Origin of the sequence: Streptomyces sp. NPDC005784, from assembly GCF_042871525.1 — a bacterium.
In the GTDB taxonomy this organism is placed as follows: Bacteria; Actinomycetota; Actinomycetes; order Streptomycetales; family Streptomycetaceae; genus Streptomyces.
In genome coordinates this window covers 1-14,653 of the sequence record NZ_JBIAIQ010000037.1, presented here as the reverse complement: position 1 = coordinate 14,653, position 14,653 = coordinate 1, and the positions used below count along the sequence as shown (strand labels likewise).

Annotated in this window: 14 protein-coding genes and 4 pseudogenes; 7 read left to right on the top strand and 11 right to left on the bottom strand. The window is 68.5% G+C overall.

From position 1 onward, the window contains the following. Window positions 1-88 precede the first annotated feature (88 nt). Window positions 89-274 (bottom strand): hypothetical protein, encoded by a 186-nt coding sequence (locus ACFYR3_RS36575; RefSeq protein ID WP_356785055.1) that lies wholly within the window; start codon window positions 272-274, stop codon window positions 89-91. 53 nt (window positions 275-327) lie between these two features. Here ACFYR3_RS36575 and ACFYR3_RS36570 point away from each other — a divergent pair, with 53 nt between their 5' ends. Both ACFYR3_RS36570 and ACFYR3_RS36565 read left to right on the top strand, forming a co-directional pair. Continuing rightward, window positions 328-975 (top strand): RNA polymerase sigma factor, encoded by a 648-nt coding sequence (locus tag ACFYR3_RS36570; RefSeq protein ID WP_389286299.1) that lies wholly within the window; start codon window positions 328-330, stop codon window positions 973-975. A 77-nt stretch (window positions 976-1,052) separates the two neighbouring features. Next, on the top strand, window positions 1,053-1,877 hold the full coding sequence (locus tag ACFYR3_RS36565; RefSeq protein WP_389286297.1) for a hypothetical protein: 825 nt from the start codon (window positions 1,053-1,055) through the stop codon (window positions 1,875-1,877). 779 nt (window positions 1,878-2,656) lie between these two features. On the opposite strand, the gene ACFYR3_RS36560 is transcribed toward ACFYR3_RS36565, so the two are convergent. Continuing rightward, entirely contained in the window at window positions 2,657-4,261 is a 1,605-nt protein-coding gene (locus ACFYR3_RS36560) for an alpha-amylase family glycosyl hydrolase (RefSeq protein WP_389286295.1), read from the bottom strand. Between ACFYR3_RS36560 and ACFYR3_RS36555 the strand changes: the two are divergent. Next, window positions 4,260-4,691, top strand: a pseudogene (locus ACFYR3_RS36555) (hypothetical protein); the annotation flags it as partial. The gene ACFYR3_RS36560 and the pseudogene ACFYR3_RS36555 overlap by 2 nt on opposite strands. Window positions 4,692-5,186: 495 nt before the next feature. Then, window positions 5,187-5,609 (top strand): annotated as a pseudogene (locus tag ACFYR3_RS36550) (class I SAM-dependent methyltransferase); the annotation flags it as partial. Between the two features lie 212 nt (window positions 5,610-5,821). Here the strand turns inward: ACFYR3_RS36550 and ACFYR3_RS36545 are convergent. The 3 genes from ACFYR3_RS36545 to ACFYR3_RS36535 all read right to left on the bottom strand — a co-directional run bounded on the left by ACFYR3_RS36545 (window position 5,822) and on the right by ACFYR3_RS36535 (window position 9,433). Further along, window positions 5,822-6,547 carry a GntR family transcriptional regulator gene (locus tag ACFYR3_RS36545; RefSeq protein WP_389286293.1) on the bottom strand — a complete coding sequence of 242 codons (726 nt, stop codon included), beginning with the start codon at window positions 6,545-6,547 and terminating at the stop codon, window positions 5,822-5,824. 890 nt (window positions 6,548-7,437) lie between these two features. Further along, on the bottom strand, window positions 7,438-8,064 hold the full coding sequence (locus ACFYR3_RS36540) for a hypothetical protein (protein ID WP_389286291.1): 627 nt from the start codon (window positions 8,062-8,064) through the stop codon (window positions 7,438-7,440). Window positions 8,065-8,539: 475 nt separating this feature from the next. After that, window positions 8,540-9,433, bottom strand: a complete 894-nt coding sequence (locus ACFYR3_RS36535; RefSeq protein WP_389286289.1) for a 2-dehydropantoate 2-reductase — start codon at window positions 9,431-9,433, stop codon at window positions 8,540-8,542. Window positions 9,434-9,465: 32 nt separating this feature from the next. Here ACFYR3_RS36535 and ACFYR3_RS36530 point away from each other — a divergent pair, with 32 nt between their 5' ends. Beyond that, window positions 9,466-9,609, top strand: coding sequence for a hypothetical protein (locus tag ACFYR3_RS36530; protein WP_389286288.1), 144 nt, complete (start codon window positions 9,466-9,468; stop codon window positions 9,607-9,609). A 269-nt stretch (window positions 9,610-9,878) separates the two neighbouring features. Here ACFYR3_RS36530 and ACFYR3_RS36525 read toward each other — a convergent pair. The 4 genes and pseudogenes from ACFYR3_RS36525 to ACFYR3_RS36510 form a co-directional block, all read right to left on the bottom strand. Further along, a pseudogene (locus tag ACFYR3_RS36525) lies at window positions 9,879-10,213 on the bottom strand (YnfA family protein). 11 nt (window positions 10,214-10,224) lie between these two features. Beyond that, complete coding sequence (locus ACFYR3_RS36520) at window positions 10,225-10,539, bottom strand: hypothetical protein (protein ID WP_389286286.1); 315 nt, start codon at window positions 10,537-10,539, stop codon at window positions 10,225-10,227. Beyond that, a complete protein-coding gene (locus tag ACFYR3_RS36515; protein ID WP_389286284.1) occupies window positions 10,520-10,966 on the bottom strand; it encodes a MerR family transcriptional regulator in 447 nt (148 codons plus the stop codon). The genes ACFYR3_RS36520 and ACFYR3_RS36515 overlap by 20 nt, the downstream gene beginning before the upstream one ends. Continuing rightward, window positions 10,963-11,292 carry a hypothetical protein gene (locus ACFYR3_RS36510; protein ID WP_389286282.1) on the bottom strand — a complete coding sequence of 110 codons (330 nt, stop codon included), beginning with the start codon at window positions 11,290-11,292 and terminating at the stop codon, window positions 10,963-10,965. Before ACFYR3_RS36510 ends, ACFYR3_RS36515 begins: the two co-directional genes overlap by 4 nt. 276 nt (window positions 11,293-11,568) lie before the next feature. On the opposite strand from ACFYR3_RS36510, the pseudogene ACFYR3_RS36505 reads away from it, so the two are divergent. Beyond that, window positions 11,569-11,808, top strand: a pseudogene (locus tag ACFYR3_RS36505) (hypothetical protein); the annotation flags it as partial. A 293-nt stretch (window positions 11,809-12,101) separates the two neighbouring features. On the opposite strand, the gene ACFYR3_RS36500 reads toward ACFYR3_RS36505, so the two are convergent. Beyond that, window positions 12,102-13,217: a WD40 repeat domain-containing protein gene (locus tag ACFYR3_RS36500; RefSeq protein ID WP_389286280.1), complete on the bottom strand. Its 1,116-nt coding sequence runs from the start codon at window positions 13,215-13,217 to the stop codon at window positions 12,102-12,104. Between the two features lie 364 nt (window positions 13,218-13,581). On the opposite strand from ACFYR3_RS36500, the gene ACFYR3_RS36495 reads away from it, so the two are divergent. Further along, on the top strand, window positions 13,582-14,046 hold the full coding sequence (locus ACFYR3_RS36495) for an SMI1/KNR4 family protein (protein ID WP_389286278.1): 465 nt from the start codon (window positions 13,582-13,584) through the stop codon (window positions 14,044-14,046). A gap of 40 nt (window positions 14,047-14,086) precedes the next feature. On the opposite strand, the gene ACFYR3_RS36490 is transcribed toward ACFYR3_RS36495, so the two are convergent. Continuing rightward, on the bottom strand, window positions 14,087-14,653 hold a 567-nt coding region (locus tag ACFYR3_RS36490; protein ID WP_389286276.1), incomplete at its 5' end, for an IS3 family transposase.

Genomic DNA, 14,653 nt, shown 5'->3' with positions numbered 1-14,653 from the left:
GCCACTGGCCTTTCACCGTGTTGCGCTTGTTCTTCCGGATCGGGCGGCCAGTTCGAACGCGCCTGCACAGTTCGCGGGGGACCACCTGTCAGCGGGTGGTGTGGATCGTCCGGTAGATCGTCTCGTGGGTGATCTGCGTCCGCGGGTCGTCCCCGTGACGCAGACGCGGGTGCCCGGCGATCTGTTCGGGCGACCACTTCTCCGGCAGCAGGGGCAGCGCCGTCTGCCTCCAACCGGCACCGTCGCTCTGGCCGGTTGGATCCGAGTCCGTCAAAGCGGATCTGGTTCAGCGGGAACCTTCGGCCGGTTGCCGGACACGTATAGGGCATGGAACTGAATGACGCTGGTCCCGCCGTACCGGTCGGAGGGATATCTGATCGAGAACTGTGGGCGAGGGCCGTCGACGGCGACCGGGAGGCGTTCGGTCGGATCTTCGACCGTCACGGGAAGACCGTCTACAACCACCTGTTCCGGCGGACGGCCGACTGGTCCGAGGCCGAAGACCTCACGTCGACCGTGTTCCTGCATGCCTGGCGTCGGCGATCGGAGACGCTGCTGGACCGCGACTCGGCCCTGCCGTGGTTGCTGGGCATCGCCGACCGCCTGCTGTCGAACACCAGGCGGCGGCTGAGGCGGGCCGAGGCGTTGCTGCGCCGGCTCGTCTCGCACGACGAGTCGGTGGGCGACCACGCGGACCGCGTCGCCGTCCTGGTCGACGACGAGCGTCGTATGTCGGAGATCCACCGGGCGCTGGCTCGGCTGCCGCGCCACGAACGCGAGGTCGTCGAGCTCTGCGTGTGGTCGGGCCTGGATCAGCAGGCGGCTGCGGCAACGCTGGAGGTGGCGGTCGGAACCGTGAAGTCCAGACTGCACCGGGCGCGGCGGAGGCTGGGGGTCGACCTCGTCGGCAGATCCTCGGTTCCGGCGTCATTCAGTTCGAGGAGTCCCGTCAACGCGGAAGAGGTCGCACGATGAATGACATGCCGGGCATTCCCGCGGCTCCTTCCGATCGTGATCTGCCGAACCACCGGCGGACCCGAGAGGAGCTACTGATGAAGATCGATCCAGAGGACAACCGTGCTTCGCTGCGACGCAGGTGGGGAGTGCCGCTGGGTGTTGCCACCGGCGTCGCGGCGGTGAGCGTCGCGGCCGTGGCCGTCTTCAGCGGGGTAGGGGATGCCAAGCCGCTTCTTGCCAATCCTGCCGGAAACCCGACGAGCGTCGCCGCACCACCGAGTCCGATCACAACGCGTGGCTCCACATCGGCCGGAGCCGGGTCGGCGCCGTCATCGACTCGCACGACTTCCACCCCGGACGCGTTCGCCATCACCAGCGGGACGACGAGCCCGATCGACGCGGGGACCGTCGCCAAGATCCTGGCCTCCTGCCTGGGCTCGGATGCCTCGAGTTACCACGCGGTGGTCGCGGCCCGCGCTCCCATCGCCTCGCGGGACGGGGACGGTGTGGTCATCGCTGTCAACTCCGCCGATCAGTACGCGCAATGCCAGTCAAAGGGCGACAAGGGCAACAGTCAGGATTCCCCGCCCACGTTCATCAACAATCGCCTGTGGGGCACCGGTCGTACGATCGAGTATTTCGACTCCATTCGCGAGGCCGCCGGCAAGGGGCGATATCTCATGTTGGGCGCCGGGCATTACACATCCAACATTGCCAAGATCGCCATCAGCTACGGCGATAATCCGAAGCAGTACCCGGCGGTCATGGCAGGCGGCGCGTTCGTCTACGCGGCGGCTCTCTCCGTCGACAACCCCGGCTCGCACTATGCGGGCCCGAGTCCCTACGTCCATGCCTACAACGCATCAGGTGAGGAGATCTACAACCAGGAGAAGGACCCGCAGTTCACCAACAACCGGTAAATGGGCCATTCGGTCGACCTTATTGCTGCCCGGCGAAGCCGAAGGACTACACGCCGGCCTCGCCGGCGCTGAGGATGAGCTCGCCCAGATCGACAGGCGTTCCCGCAAGTAAACGGTCGTCGGTCTCGGTATGCCTACGGCCTGGAGCGAAGATCGTCGAGTGCCGTGCAGATCGGGCGGACGCCGGCGCTCTCGGCAGCAACTGGCGCGAGCTGCCTATCGAGCGGATCCGTGAACTACGGCGTCACAAGAACCTGACAGCCCATCTGGAGAGGCTTCTCAGCCACCTGCAGTCCGGCTACGACGGCTGCTCACCGTTATCGAAGGCGGCGGCGACAGGCCGGCCGGCCGATGCCGCGTACCACCACCGCCCCGGCCGAAAGCACCGGAGCGGGTCACCGGACCGGTTCCCGGACCACTGCCGACCTCGCCTTCCTCGCCTACGCGATGAAGGCCCCGGCCCACCCGCCCGGCAGTCAGCCGGCGGGCAGGCAGGGAAGCGGTAGACGAGGGGGCGCCGACGGCCTCGGCAGGGTTGCAGGTGGGGGGCAACTGATCATGGGAAAGCCGAGATCGGTGCCGTGTGACACGGCAACTGCCTTGCCGGTGAAGGGTGCACGTGCACGGACGGTCGATGGCGGACAAGCGAGGGGGGGAAGACATGAACGGCAGTGCACGCACCGCGGCGCCGAAGCGGCTGGCGGCGCGCTTCGCGGCGATCGGGCTGGGGGCGCGGCGACGCTGCTCCGGGGGCTCGTCGTCGTGCCGGGTAGGCGTGCTCAGTGTCCCGCCCGCCGCCCGACGAGCTCGAAGACGCCGTAACCGAATCCCTCGGTGTGCACGGTGTCGGCGTCGATGCGGATGCCGTCGGCTTCCAGGGGGTGAGCGTCGAGGCCGCCTTCGTACCGGCAACTGGCCCGCTCCCGGCGGGGATTGATCACGACGAGATACCGGCGGCCCCGCACGTACACGAACGGATACCCGGCGTGCACCACCTCCACGGAGCCGCCCGGCCCCAGTTCCGGGGTGCTGGTGCGCAGGGCGACGAGGCGTCGTACGAGATGCAGGAGCGAGGTATCGTCGGCCAGTTGGGCGGCGACCGTCGGGCGGTCCGGGGACGGGTCGAGGGGAAGGTAGAGGCGGTCGGCGGGGGCGGTGGAGAAACCTGCGTTGGGGCCGGCGTCCCACTGCATCGGTGTGCGGGAACCCGCGCGGTTGTAGCGCGGTCCCAGCACGCTGCCCTCCTTCTCGGGCAGTCCCGGAACGTAGCGCATGCCGATCTCGTCGCCGTAGTAGATCGCCGGAAGGGTCGGCCAGGTCAGCTGGAAGGCGAAGGCGGCGGGCAGTTGACCGGCCGTGCGGGGACCGCAGTTGAGGCGGGAGAAGTCGTGGTTGGCGGTCGGGAGCGCGACGAACCCGTCCTCGCCGAGCGCGGCGGCCGCACTGCGCCAGGCTTCCAGGAAGGGGCGCGGGGAACCGCGGCCCTCGGCGTCGAAGAAGCAGTCGAGCGGGTCCCAGGCCTCGTTGACGGTGCCCTCGCCGTTGCTCCAGAGCGAGCGCAGGGCGAGCCCGTCGGTGGGGCCGCCGAACTGGAGGAAGAAGTCCGCGTGGAACCCCGCGGGGACGGACACCTCGGGTTCGCCCCACTCCGAGAGCAGCACGGCGTCCGGATGCGCGCGGTCCAGCCAGTGGCGCAACTCCGTCCAGATCGCGGCTGTTTCCTTCTTGCCGGGGTCGTCCTTCACGAGCGAGGCGGCCATGTCCACGCGGAAGCCGGACAGTCCGAGGCCCAGCCAGTGGTCCATGACCGTGCGCAGCGCGGCACGGTTGGCGCGCGGGCCCTCCGCGTCGACCGGCCGGCGCCAGGGCTCGGCCGGATGGGCGCGCCCGTAACCGAAGTTGAGGGCGGGCTGGAACGCGAAGAAGTTCGGCAGGTACGACCCCGGGCGCGTCCCGGGGGAGGGGACGAACCCGTCCGGCGAGCCCTCGGGCGTCCAGATGTACCGGTCGTCGGCCGGATCGTCCATCGCGGCCCGGAACCAGGGGTGTTGGTCGGAGGTGTGACCGGCCACGAGGTCGAGGAGTACACGGATGCCGCGTCGGCCCGCCTCCTCGACGAGGCGGGCGAGGTCGTCGGACGAGCCGTAACGGGGCGCGACGTCCAGGTAGTCGGCGACATCGTATCCGGCGTCGCCGAACGGGGACACGAAACACGGGTTGAGCCACACGGTGTTGACGCCCAGCCACGCGAGGTGGCCGAGGTGCCCGGCGATTCCGTCGAAGTCGCCGATGCCGTCGCCGTTCGAGTCGGCGAACGACTGCGGGTAGATCTGGTAGAAGACGGCGTCGGCCAGCCAGGCGGGGGCGGGGCGGAACGAGGTCATGTCCGGGACGATAGATCAGCGCACCCGGCATTCGCTGCCCCCACGGGCTGCCGTTCGGCGGTCGTTCGACTCACGCCGGGGACACGGGACCACCCCAGCCGAGCAGGCGCCCTCCTCACGCTCCTCACTCTCCGTACCGTCCGTACCCTGCGACCCGATCCGGACAACAGCCCCTAAGCTCGGCGAGATGTTCACCCCGCAAGGTCCCACCCTCCGCGAACTGGCCGTGCAGGCGCTCTCGTCGATCGAACACGGCTACGACCTGCTCGCGCCCAAGTTCGACCACACGCCGTTCCGGACCCCGGACGCGATCCTCGAAGCGGTGGGGCGTGCCCTCGCGCCGATGGGACCGTTCGCCGCGGGACTCGACCTCTGCTGCGGCACCGGCGCGGGCATGGAGGTCCTGCGGGAGCTGTGCCGGGAGAGCGTCACCGGCGTCGACATCAGCACCGGCATGCTGACGGTCGGACGCTCGCGGCTCGGCGCAGGCGGCTCGTCGTCGTCGGCGGGGACGCGAGGCGACGGGTCATCGTCCTCGGCGGGGACGGGGGATGGCGGGTCACTGTCCTCGGCCGGGGCGCGTGACGGTGGGTCACTGTCCTCGGCTGGGACATGCGACGACGGGTCACCATGCCCGGCGGGGACGTGCGATGGCGGGTCACTGTCCTCGGCCGGGGCGCGTGACGGTGGGTCACTGTCCTCGGCTGGGACATGCGACGACGGGTCACCATGCCCGGCGGGGACGTGCGATGGCGGGTCACTGTCCTCGGCCGGGGCGCGTGACGGTGGGTCACTGTCCTCGGCTGAGACATGCGACGACGGGTCACCATGCCCGGCCAAGACGGGCGACGACGGGTCACCATCCTCGGCGGCGGGGCGCGACGGCGGGTCATCCTGCCCGGTGGCAGGGCCCGACGAGGGGACACCGTCGGTCGCCTGGGTGCGTGGAGATGCCCGCGCCCTCCCCTTCGGGCCCGCGTTCGACCTGGTCGTGAGCTTCGGTGCCTTTGGGCACTTCCTGCCGCGCGAGCTGCCCGGCCTGTTCGCCGGGGTCCACGCCGCCCTGCGCCCCGGCGGACGTTTCGCGTTCCCCGTAATGGCTCCGCCCCGACCCAGCTCGCCCTGGTACTGGGCCCTGCTGGGCTTCGACACGGTGATGCGGGTGCGCAACGCCGTCCGGCGTCCGACCTTCGTCATGTACTACCGCGAGTTCCGGCTCAACGACGTCGAGCGGGAGCTGGCGCGGGCCGGATTCCGGACGGAGCTTCACGCGCTGACCGAGTTCGGCCGCCGACGGGACGGCAGCCCGCGGGCCCGGATGGTCGTGGCCACGCGCGAGGACACCTAGGGAAGGTCCGCCGGCGTCGTATGACGGCCGGGCCCGGGACCCCCCGGACTTGGGCGGACGCCGGTCCACGCCCGCTCGCCGGATGCGCCGAGAGGGGCGGGCGTAGGATCGACGTCCGCGGAGCCCGTCGCCCGTCGCCCGTCGCCGGTCAGGCGGGCGGATGAACTCGAGCAGATCGGCGTCGACGGCCGGTGTTCACCGTCCCCGGGAGCTCACTTGGCCGCCGGGAGCGTGAACTCATAGACCAGGGCGTCCTGTTGGGCGTCGACGGTCAGGTCGGTGATCTCCAGTGGTCGGTCGTACTGGTCGTGCACGCGCCGGGTGACCCGCACCGACTGCGGGAGCCGGGTGATCGCGTCCCGGTGATGCAGGGTCAGACCCGCCTTGCGCATCCAGTCGTAGGCCCGTGACAACTGCGCCGAGGCGTGGCCGTCCGCGCGGTCGCGGTAGCGGGCGAGCTCCTCGACCTCGGTCACCGCGATCGCGGAGAAGGACGTCACGGCCGAGCGCAACCCGCTGCCGTCGGCGGCGGCCGACTCGTAGCGGTGTACCAACGTCGCCCGCAGCGGGGCGAGTCCGAGGGCCTGGGCGTGTTCCGGTGGGGGAGCCTCCCAGGTCACGGTGGTCCGACGGCACCCGTCGGGTTCGCCGGTGTGCGCGCCGACGGGGAAGTCGAGCGACGGGACGTGCTCGGCGCCGGTGCCGGACAGCGTCGCATGGCTGCCCCGCCGGTCGGTGGAGACCTGGCCGTCGCGGCGCAGCATCTGCAACGCCTGTCGTACGGTCTCCCGGCTGACGCCGAACCGGGTGGCCAACTCGCGTTCTCCCGGCAGGCGTTCGCCGGGCGGGATGGTCCCGTCGCTCAGCTCGCCGAGCAGTTGTGTGGCGATCCGCGCGTAGAGCGGTTCGTGGTCGGACGGATGGGTGGTGCGGGCCATGTCCGCGCCTCCTGCGTGGTGACAAAACGTAGCCGTGTGGACTCGGTGCGCCACCACATCTAGCATTGGTCTAAACCAGCAGGAAAGGGCGTCCGGGTACTTCGGCCGATTTCGGCCTGCGCCCCTGGTCAGCATGGGCCGCACCCGGAGCGTGCCGCACAGGGTGTCGACGAGCCCCGACTCCCTTGGGTCGACTGCGATGCGCGGGCACGCGCGGCTCATCGCACCCCCGCCAATACGCCGCCTCGGGGTCCACAAGATCGAGAAAGCCGCCGAACCCACCGTGTCCGAAAGTCCTCGGGCCAAGCCTGTACGGGCCGTTGACCCGTCCACCCCGGCTGGAAGGAGCCGTTCGAGGGCAACGCGCCGCGGCCTCGCCCGCCACCGGGAAACGGCGAGCGAACACCACACGGCGAACGGGCTACCGCGCGCCGCCCGAGGAACGGCGAACCGCAAAGCGGTGGACCCTTGATGCCCGGCCATGGCGTGCGCAACACCTCCGCGAACACAGCCCCCTGCGGCTGCCCAAGGCGTCCTTGCCGCGATGACCGGCCCGGCCTGGATTCGTCCCACGCAACGTCTTCCCGTGAGCGGACCGCGCTGAGGCTGTCTCCGGTGGATGGCAGTGGTTCCTAGTGCATGGAAGAGGGACAGGATGACGTGGAGCATCATGCCGCGTTCGCAGACCTCAACAGGCGGTTTGCCAGGGGGCAAGAGTGGGTCCGTCACTGATCAGAGGCGTCGACCGCCTGCCGACAAGCGACGAGGATGGGCGCGGCACCAACCTGACGAGGGGACAGCTCATGAACCTCTCGTATCGAGCGGGTGGAGGCTCTCCTTGTGAACTCGCTGCTGTCCTCGGTGAGGTAACAGCTCCCGGTTCTGCGCTGTCAGTCGAATGCCACGACCAGGCGAACACCGTCGTCACCAAAGCGGCCGGCCAGTGCCTTCATCACAGCGAACACGTGCGGCCAGTGAGTCTCCGAACCCAAGACAGCTCCCGCGGTCAGTGGTTCGTAAGCGCAGTCCAAATCGCCGGTGGTCCACTCGACACGTTCCGACGTGCTGCGCGAGTCCACGGGTGGCACGCCTACCGCGGACAGGACCTCCGACGGCCACTGATGGGATACGAGCTGACGGTGCAGCGTCGACGGCAGCGACTTCGTGCGCCAGGTCACTCGGCCGACGAAGCTCTCAGGCCGGGTCGCGGCGAGATCGATGGAAGCAAGTTCCCCCCAACTGACCCAGCTCGCGCTATCCATCTCCCCCCGGGCGACCCAGGAGCCCAACGCTGAGCGCATACCGCTCGACAGGTCATCGGGAACACCACGGCCGGGCGCAAGCGGCGGAAAGCCGGCGTAGTTGCGCACTCCGAAGAGAAGACCGAACGCCCTGTAGTCGGTCTCGTCGTACAGCGGCCACAGATCCATGGCAGTCACCCATGACTCGCCGTCGTAGTCATCGGTGCCAGCGTAAGGATGCCGAAACTCGATCCCGCCATAGATGTCCGTGCCCATGATGGAGCACCCTAACGACCCTGGTTTGAACAGCGCACGCCACTATTGACGGTCAGCGGCAGAAGCAGTCCGCGTCCCGCTCGATGCGCAGACTGCAGCGTCCCCCGGTCTTCGTGACGGTCACGGCCAAAAAGTCTGTGAACGCGGCTTGACATGGGTCGTCAAGTGGCGTTCACAGACTTCATCCACCCAACATCACCGGGACCTCAAGTGGATCAACTCCACGTCGATGCCGAGATCCTGAACGAGTTCCTCCAGACCGCCCGCGTAGCACTTGCCGCCCAGCATGAAGTCCCGATCCCCGAGCTCGTAACACGAACTCGTTGGGACTGGTAAGGCACGGGGTGCCGGTCGGGTGAGGCTGGAATGACTGCGGCCATGCCGACGACCTCGGCGAGCGAGGCACCCCACCTCATGGGCGACCCTGGCCTCGGCTACCGCGGCCGCGCCTGGAAACGTCACCATGCAGCGGACGCTACGTCACATCCCCGGCTTCACTGACGGCTTCCAGCAGCGCGGTTGCGGTCTCGTTGTGCGGGGTGGGGATGCCTAGACGGGCACCCATGCGCACCACTGCGCCGTTGCGCGCGTCGTATTCCAGCGGTCGGCCTGCCAGGCGGTCCCACAGCATACTGCTGCCAGACTCGGCCGGCATCGTCCGCAGCCGAGCGATGACCTGGTCGGCCAGGTCATCGGGAAGGTTCGCGCCCGACGCGGTGGCGACCTGTCGTGCCTCTTCCACCAACGCGTGGCCCAGGCGGGCGATGCGGGGATTGGCGAAGACCGGCATACGGCGCATCGTCAGGGCGGTAATGGCGCCGTTGGCCGCATTCAGGCACAGCTTCGCCCAAGCTGCGGTCACGAAGTCTTCGGTCAGGGTCACGGTGATGCCGCTGTCTTGGCACAGGGCCGCAAAATTCGCGCCGTCGTCGCCCTCGGGTACCACGACCCTCGGGCGTTCGAACAGCCGGATGTGGCCGCGTTGCGGCGATTCGGCCGCGATCTCCACCACCACCGGAAGGACCCGAGCCGCGTTCGTCAGCGGCGCGACGCGCTCCAGGTGCTCGACACCGTTCTGCAGCACCGCGACACGGGTGTCCGCATTGCACAGCCGTTCCAGCCAGGGCGCGGCCCCAGCCGTCTGATGAGCCTTGGTCGCCAGCACCACCCACTCGACTGCAGACATCTGAGCAGGGTCAAGAATCTCCGGAATCAATATGTCCTCTACCGCCCCGTCGGGCCGCGTGATCCGCAGGCCGCCCAGCGGCGAGCGCACGCAGGCAGTCACCTCCATACGCCCCGTCGAGGCCAAGCCCGCGGCCACCACCGAGCCCACCGCGCCCATGCCCACCACCGCAACACGTGTCATGACCACTGAGCCTACCCACGAGTAGGGGGACCATGGTGAGTGCTGGTGTCCAAGAGGCCGCTCAGGCAGGGCGGTTCGCCCTTTTGCAGGTCGCCTATCTGCCCAGCGCCGGTCTCGCCCAGCAGTGCGGCGAGACCTATGACGACTACTTGGAGGTCCTCGACCTGCTGGGCTGACGAATCACGTGAGCGCCGTATGGCGAAGGCGCGTTCGGCGAGTCGGAGAAAAGGTCTGTGAACGCGGCTTGACATGGATCGCCAAGCCGCGTTCACAGACCTCATCCATGCTGTCGGCGTGGTTGGGAAAGTTGCCGGGTGCGGGTCAGTGATGCGGATTCCTGAAAACGGCCAGGGCTGCTCGTCGCCCTACTCGGTCCGGAGTTCAGCAGAGTGGGGAGTTGCAACGAGCGCGGCCCATGCCGTCGGGAGTCCAGGGCGTGCGCGCGTCAGTGGCTGCGGGGCGCGTACATGATCACGGCCATGCCGGCGAGGCAGACGAGGGCGCCGATGACGTCGTAGCGGTCCGGACGGTAGCCGTCGGCGACCATGGCCAGGCGATTGACCCAGCGACGAAGATCCCGCCGTACGCGGCGAGGATGCGGCCGAAGTTGTCGTCGGACTGGAAGGTGGCCACCACCCCGTGCAGGCCCAGCGTGATGACGTCGGCGCCGATCCAGATCCAGCCCTTGTGCTCGCGGATGCCCTGCCAGACCAGCCAGGCGCCACCGATCTCGAAGAAGGCGGCGACGACGAACAGGGCAACGGAACGAGCGACAGCCATACCGTCGGACCCTAGCGGCGGCCCGCACCCGTGATCTTCAGCGGGTGCCCGGACCCCTGGCAGCCGCAACCGTTCTCACCAGGGGCCTTCGGCGGGCACGAGCAGGCGTGGCGGCGCTGGCCGAGCCACCAGGTTCCGGCGGCGAGCACTGCCAGGACGACGGCGACGGCAGGCAGCCAGCCCACCATCGCCCCGGCGCCGGCCCCGACGACGCCTGCCGTGATCAGGACGGGCAGCGCGCAGCACGCCACACACGCCAGGGCGGCCAGACCCCCGAGCGCCTTCGGGGTTCGCTGGGGACGGGGGTCAACAGCAGGGTCCGGCATGGCGGTTCTCCTCGGCGAGGTCGGTGAAGGGGATGGGGCAACACGCACTTCCGGCACAGACGGTCAGGTCGTCGCACCCGGCTTCGACAGCCGCGGCCAGTGTGGTGCGGATGGTGGTCAGGTCGGCGATCTTCGCGTCGACCTCGGCGAGCTTGGCCGCGGCCCGCTCCTGGAGCCCGGCGACGGGACGGCCGTGCCGGTGGCGGCCGGCCTCCAGCAGCTCAGCGACCTCCTCCAGCGTGAACCCGAGCCGTTGGGCGGCCTTGATCACCCGCAGCGCGGTCACCGCGTCCTCGCCGTAGAGGCGGTGGCCGCCGTTGCTGCGTTCCGGCTCGGCCAGCAGGCCGCGCCGCTCGTAGTAGCGCAGCGTCTGGACGTTCACTCCGGCCGCGTCGGCGACCTGCCCGCTGCGCAGGCCCGCGCTCACACCTGCATCCTGGCGGTCCGTGCGGCGATGGCGTCCAGGACCGTCTCGTGCGCCGGGTCCACCGCGATGTCCAGGCGGATCAGGTCCTCGCCGGGGGTGGTAGTGAAGGTGAAGAACGAGCAGCAGCCGCTCTCCCGCGCCACCAGGTCTCTCACCCGCTCCTCGACGCCCGCTCCGCCGGCCAGGTCGAGACGCAGCCGCAGCGGCTCGGGCCTCGACGACGAGGTCAGCCGCTCGGAGAACAGGGCGTCCCACTCCGCGACCCGTAGGGGTCGCTCCTCGGTGGGCAGCGTGCAGGACTGCGGCACCCACGCCAGATTGCTCATCGCACTCACTCCCGTCGTCACGTCCCCGAGGGCGGGGACACCTCCGACGGTAAACCTGTACCTAAGTATCGGATGCAAGTCCGAAGGGGCTTGGGCGGGGAGATCCACTGAGCATGTGGGGGCACCCTGAGTATGGGGTGGCCGTTTTCAAAGAGCGCCATCAAACTGAAGGCCACGGTGGACCGAGGTGGCCTTCGGGGCAGGCCTGTCGGGGCGTGGATCATGGTTCCGTGATGAAGTGGATGAAGGAGACGCCTCCGGTCGGGCGGTCCGAGCATCTTCGGCGGCGGGCTGCACACCACCACCGAAGACGGCTGGACCCTGGAAGTCGTCACCCTGGCCTGGCCGAACGAACGGATCCTGCTGTCCCGTGATGGCGGGCTCCCCCACTCGGGTCCGCACGGAGACGAGTGGTGGCACATCTTCCACTCGAACTACTCCACATTCCGCACAGCCGGCTTCTCCCCCTCCGCCCGCACGGGCCATGGAGCAGTCGGCCAAGTCCGCTGGTACTGACGTGGCCGAACACCGCACGCACCCCGATACGGTGTACCCGCCGCAATGGGACAGACACCACGAAACCCTGTACACAGGCTCCGCTACCTCGCGGGAAAGGTCTGTGAGCAGGGCTTGACATGGATCACCAAGCAGCGCTCGCAGACCCCAGAAGCACGCACGTGACACTTTGTCCGGCCGGCTTCCTTGGGTGTCCGCCGGAGTGTGGATCGTGGCCATGAACCCTCGACAGAGTGCCGGCCGGGCCAGAGGTCCTGTGCCAGCGCTCGAAGCACGGGAAACGGCGCGCACCGTCACCTCGTTTCCCACAGCCTCACCGTTGTGTCGACGCCGCAGCCGGCGAGCATCCGTCCGTCCGGGCTGAACGCCAGACCCCGCACGGCCTTGCGGTGGCCGGTGAGATGGGCGGCCGGGGTCAGGTGCGTGGGGTCGGCGACATCCCACAGGGTCACGGCCGCGTTCTCGCATCCGGAGGCCAGCAGCCGTCCGTCCGGACTGAACGCCACCGCATACATCTGCCCCGTGTCCCCAAGACTGGCCAGGGGGAGGGTGCCTGTGCCCGTCCTCACGGGATGTGCCGGGTCGGTGACGTCCCACACCGTGACGGCTCCTTGCCGCCACGACCCGGAAGTGCCGGAGACAACGCCCAGATCCCCGCTACCGGCGGCCAATAGCCGCCCGTCATGACTGAATCCCACCGAATGGACGGTCGGCGCCCCGCCCGCGGACAACACCTTGGACCAATCGCGGGCCTGTGGTCGTACGACGGCGGTTCGGACCGGATGCGCCGGCTCGCTGACATCCCACAGGACCCCGGTGTTCTTGTCGCCGTCGGAACCCGAGGCCAGTAACCGTCCGTCCGGACTGAACATCACCGATATGACGGGACCTGACTGCCAGACATGCCGATGGTGGGTGACACGGGCGCACCGGCTCGGCCGTGCCGGGTCGGAGACATCCCAGACGAACACGGTGCGGTCGCTGGCGCAGGCGACGAGCCGTCCGTCCGGGCTGAAACTCACCGCGTGGACACCACCTTGCCGCCGGCCGTCGCGAAACAACCAGTTGGGGCGTTCATGGACAAGGACCGCCGACCGGGTCGGGTTCGCCAGGTCCGTGACGTCCCAGAGGATCGCGCTCCAGTCGGTGCTTCCGGAGGCCAGCAGCCGTCCGTCCGGGCTGAACGCCACCGCGTTCACCGCCCTGTGATGGCTGGTGAGACCGGCGGCCCGGGCCGGGTGAGATGCATCCGTGACGTCCCAGAGGACCACGGTCCTGTCACTGCTTCCGGACGCCAGCAGCCGTCCGTCCGGGCTGAACGCCACCGCGTTCACCGCTCTGCCGTGCCCGCTGAGGGTAGCGGCCGGTCCCCGCGGCGGAGGCGGCGACGGCCGTCCCAGGAATGCCATGGTGCAGTCTCGCGCGATCCGGCATCCCGCGGAAGGCGGAGCGCCGACTTCCGCCGTCCGGCCGTACGACGGTGCCGACGGATCCGCCAGCCCGGCCTGTGGACGCAACATGCCCATCACCTCGCATCACACAGGCATCAGGGCAAAGGTCTGCGAGCGCGGCTTGACTTGGATCACCAAGGCGCGTTCACAGACTCTTACCGAGGCCGAGACGTTCTGAGCGTGGGAGTCCGAGGACTCCAGGGGTGTGAACGACGGCCATATTCCCCAGGGGTCGTGTCGGTGTAATTCCCCACCCTCGGGGCTTGAGACGCAGGGGGAACTCAGCTGCGGCGTCAAAGGCCATCGTCTAGCCTCGGGCTCCATGAACCGTCTCGCTGTGCCACCTCGACTGACCGAGGCCGACGTGGTCGAAGCCGAAGTCGATCTCGGAGTTGCCTTCCCCGGCGAGTATCGCCGCTACTTGCTACAGGTGAGTTCGGGCGGGGCTGTTGCACAGCTTGAGAAGACGGAGAACGGTTGGTGGTGGGCAGGCAACAGCACGAGGCGACGTGACCTGCTGCCTCTGCCCTTCCCGCACCCGGACTCCTATGAGGATGCCGACGACGAGTTCTATCGGCGCCTGCCCCGGGCTGAGGACTATCCCGACGGGGACGCGTTCGCGGAGCCCATGAATGCCTGGAACACCGAGTACTGGGACTTCGACGAGCGGAAGACGGCAGGATCTGTCGTCGCGGAGGAGCACGGCTGTGGATTCGCCACGCTCCTGGTGATCACAGGTCCGCTCGCTGGCACGCTTTGGTGGGACGGACGGGCGACCTGCGACTGAGGGGCCTCGCGTTTTCCGGACGTGTGTCTGACCGTATATTTCACGCGGCGATTCGCAACTTCTCGTGCTCGGCGTGGACTTCGCGTGGAGGGCGGTAACCCAGCGCCGAATGAAGGCGTTTGCGATTGTACCAGAATTCGATGTAGCGAGTGATGTCCTGCCGGGCGGCCTCACGGGTCAGGTAAGTCACCCTTGATACGCGCTCGTTCTTCAGTGCGCCGAAGAACGACTCGGCCATGGCATTGTCGAAACAGATCCCGGTACGGCCGGAAGATCTGCGGAGCCCGAACCGGTCGAGCGTCTTCCCGAACTCGGCTGACATGTAGTTACTTCCGCGGTCGGAGTGAAATATTGCTCCGGCCGAAAGGTTCCTATTGCGTGCCGCGTTGCGGATCGCCCTGGATATCAGTGGGGTTTGGTAGTGGTCGTCCATGGCATAGCCGATGACTTCCTTCGTGCAGCAGTCGATGACCGTTGCGAGGTACAGCCAGCCTTCCCCGGTCGCGATGTAAGTGATGTCGGTGTGCCACGAACGCATGAAGAGGGGTAATTGATGTTCAGGTAGGTGCCCTTTGGAATGCGGTGCTGCGTGAAAGATGAAGGTAGG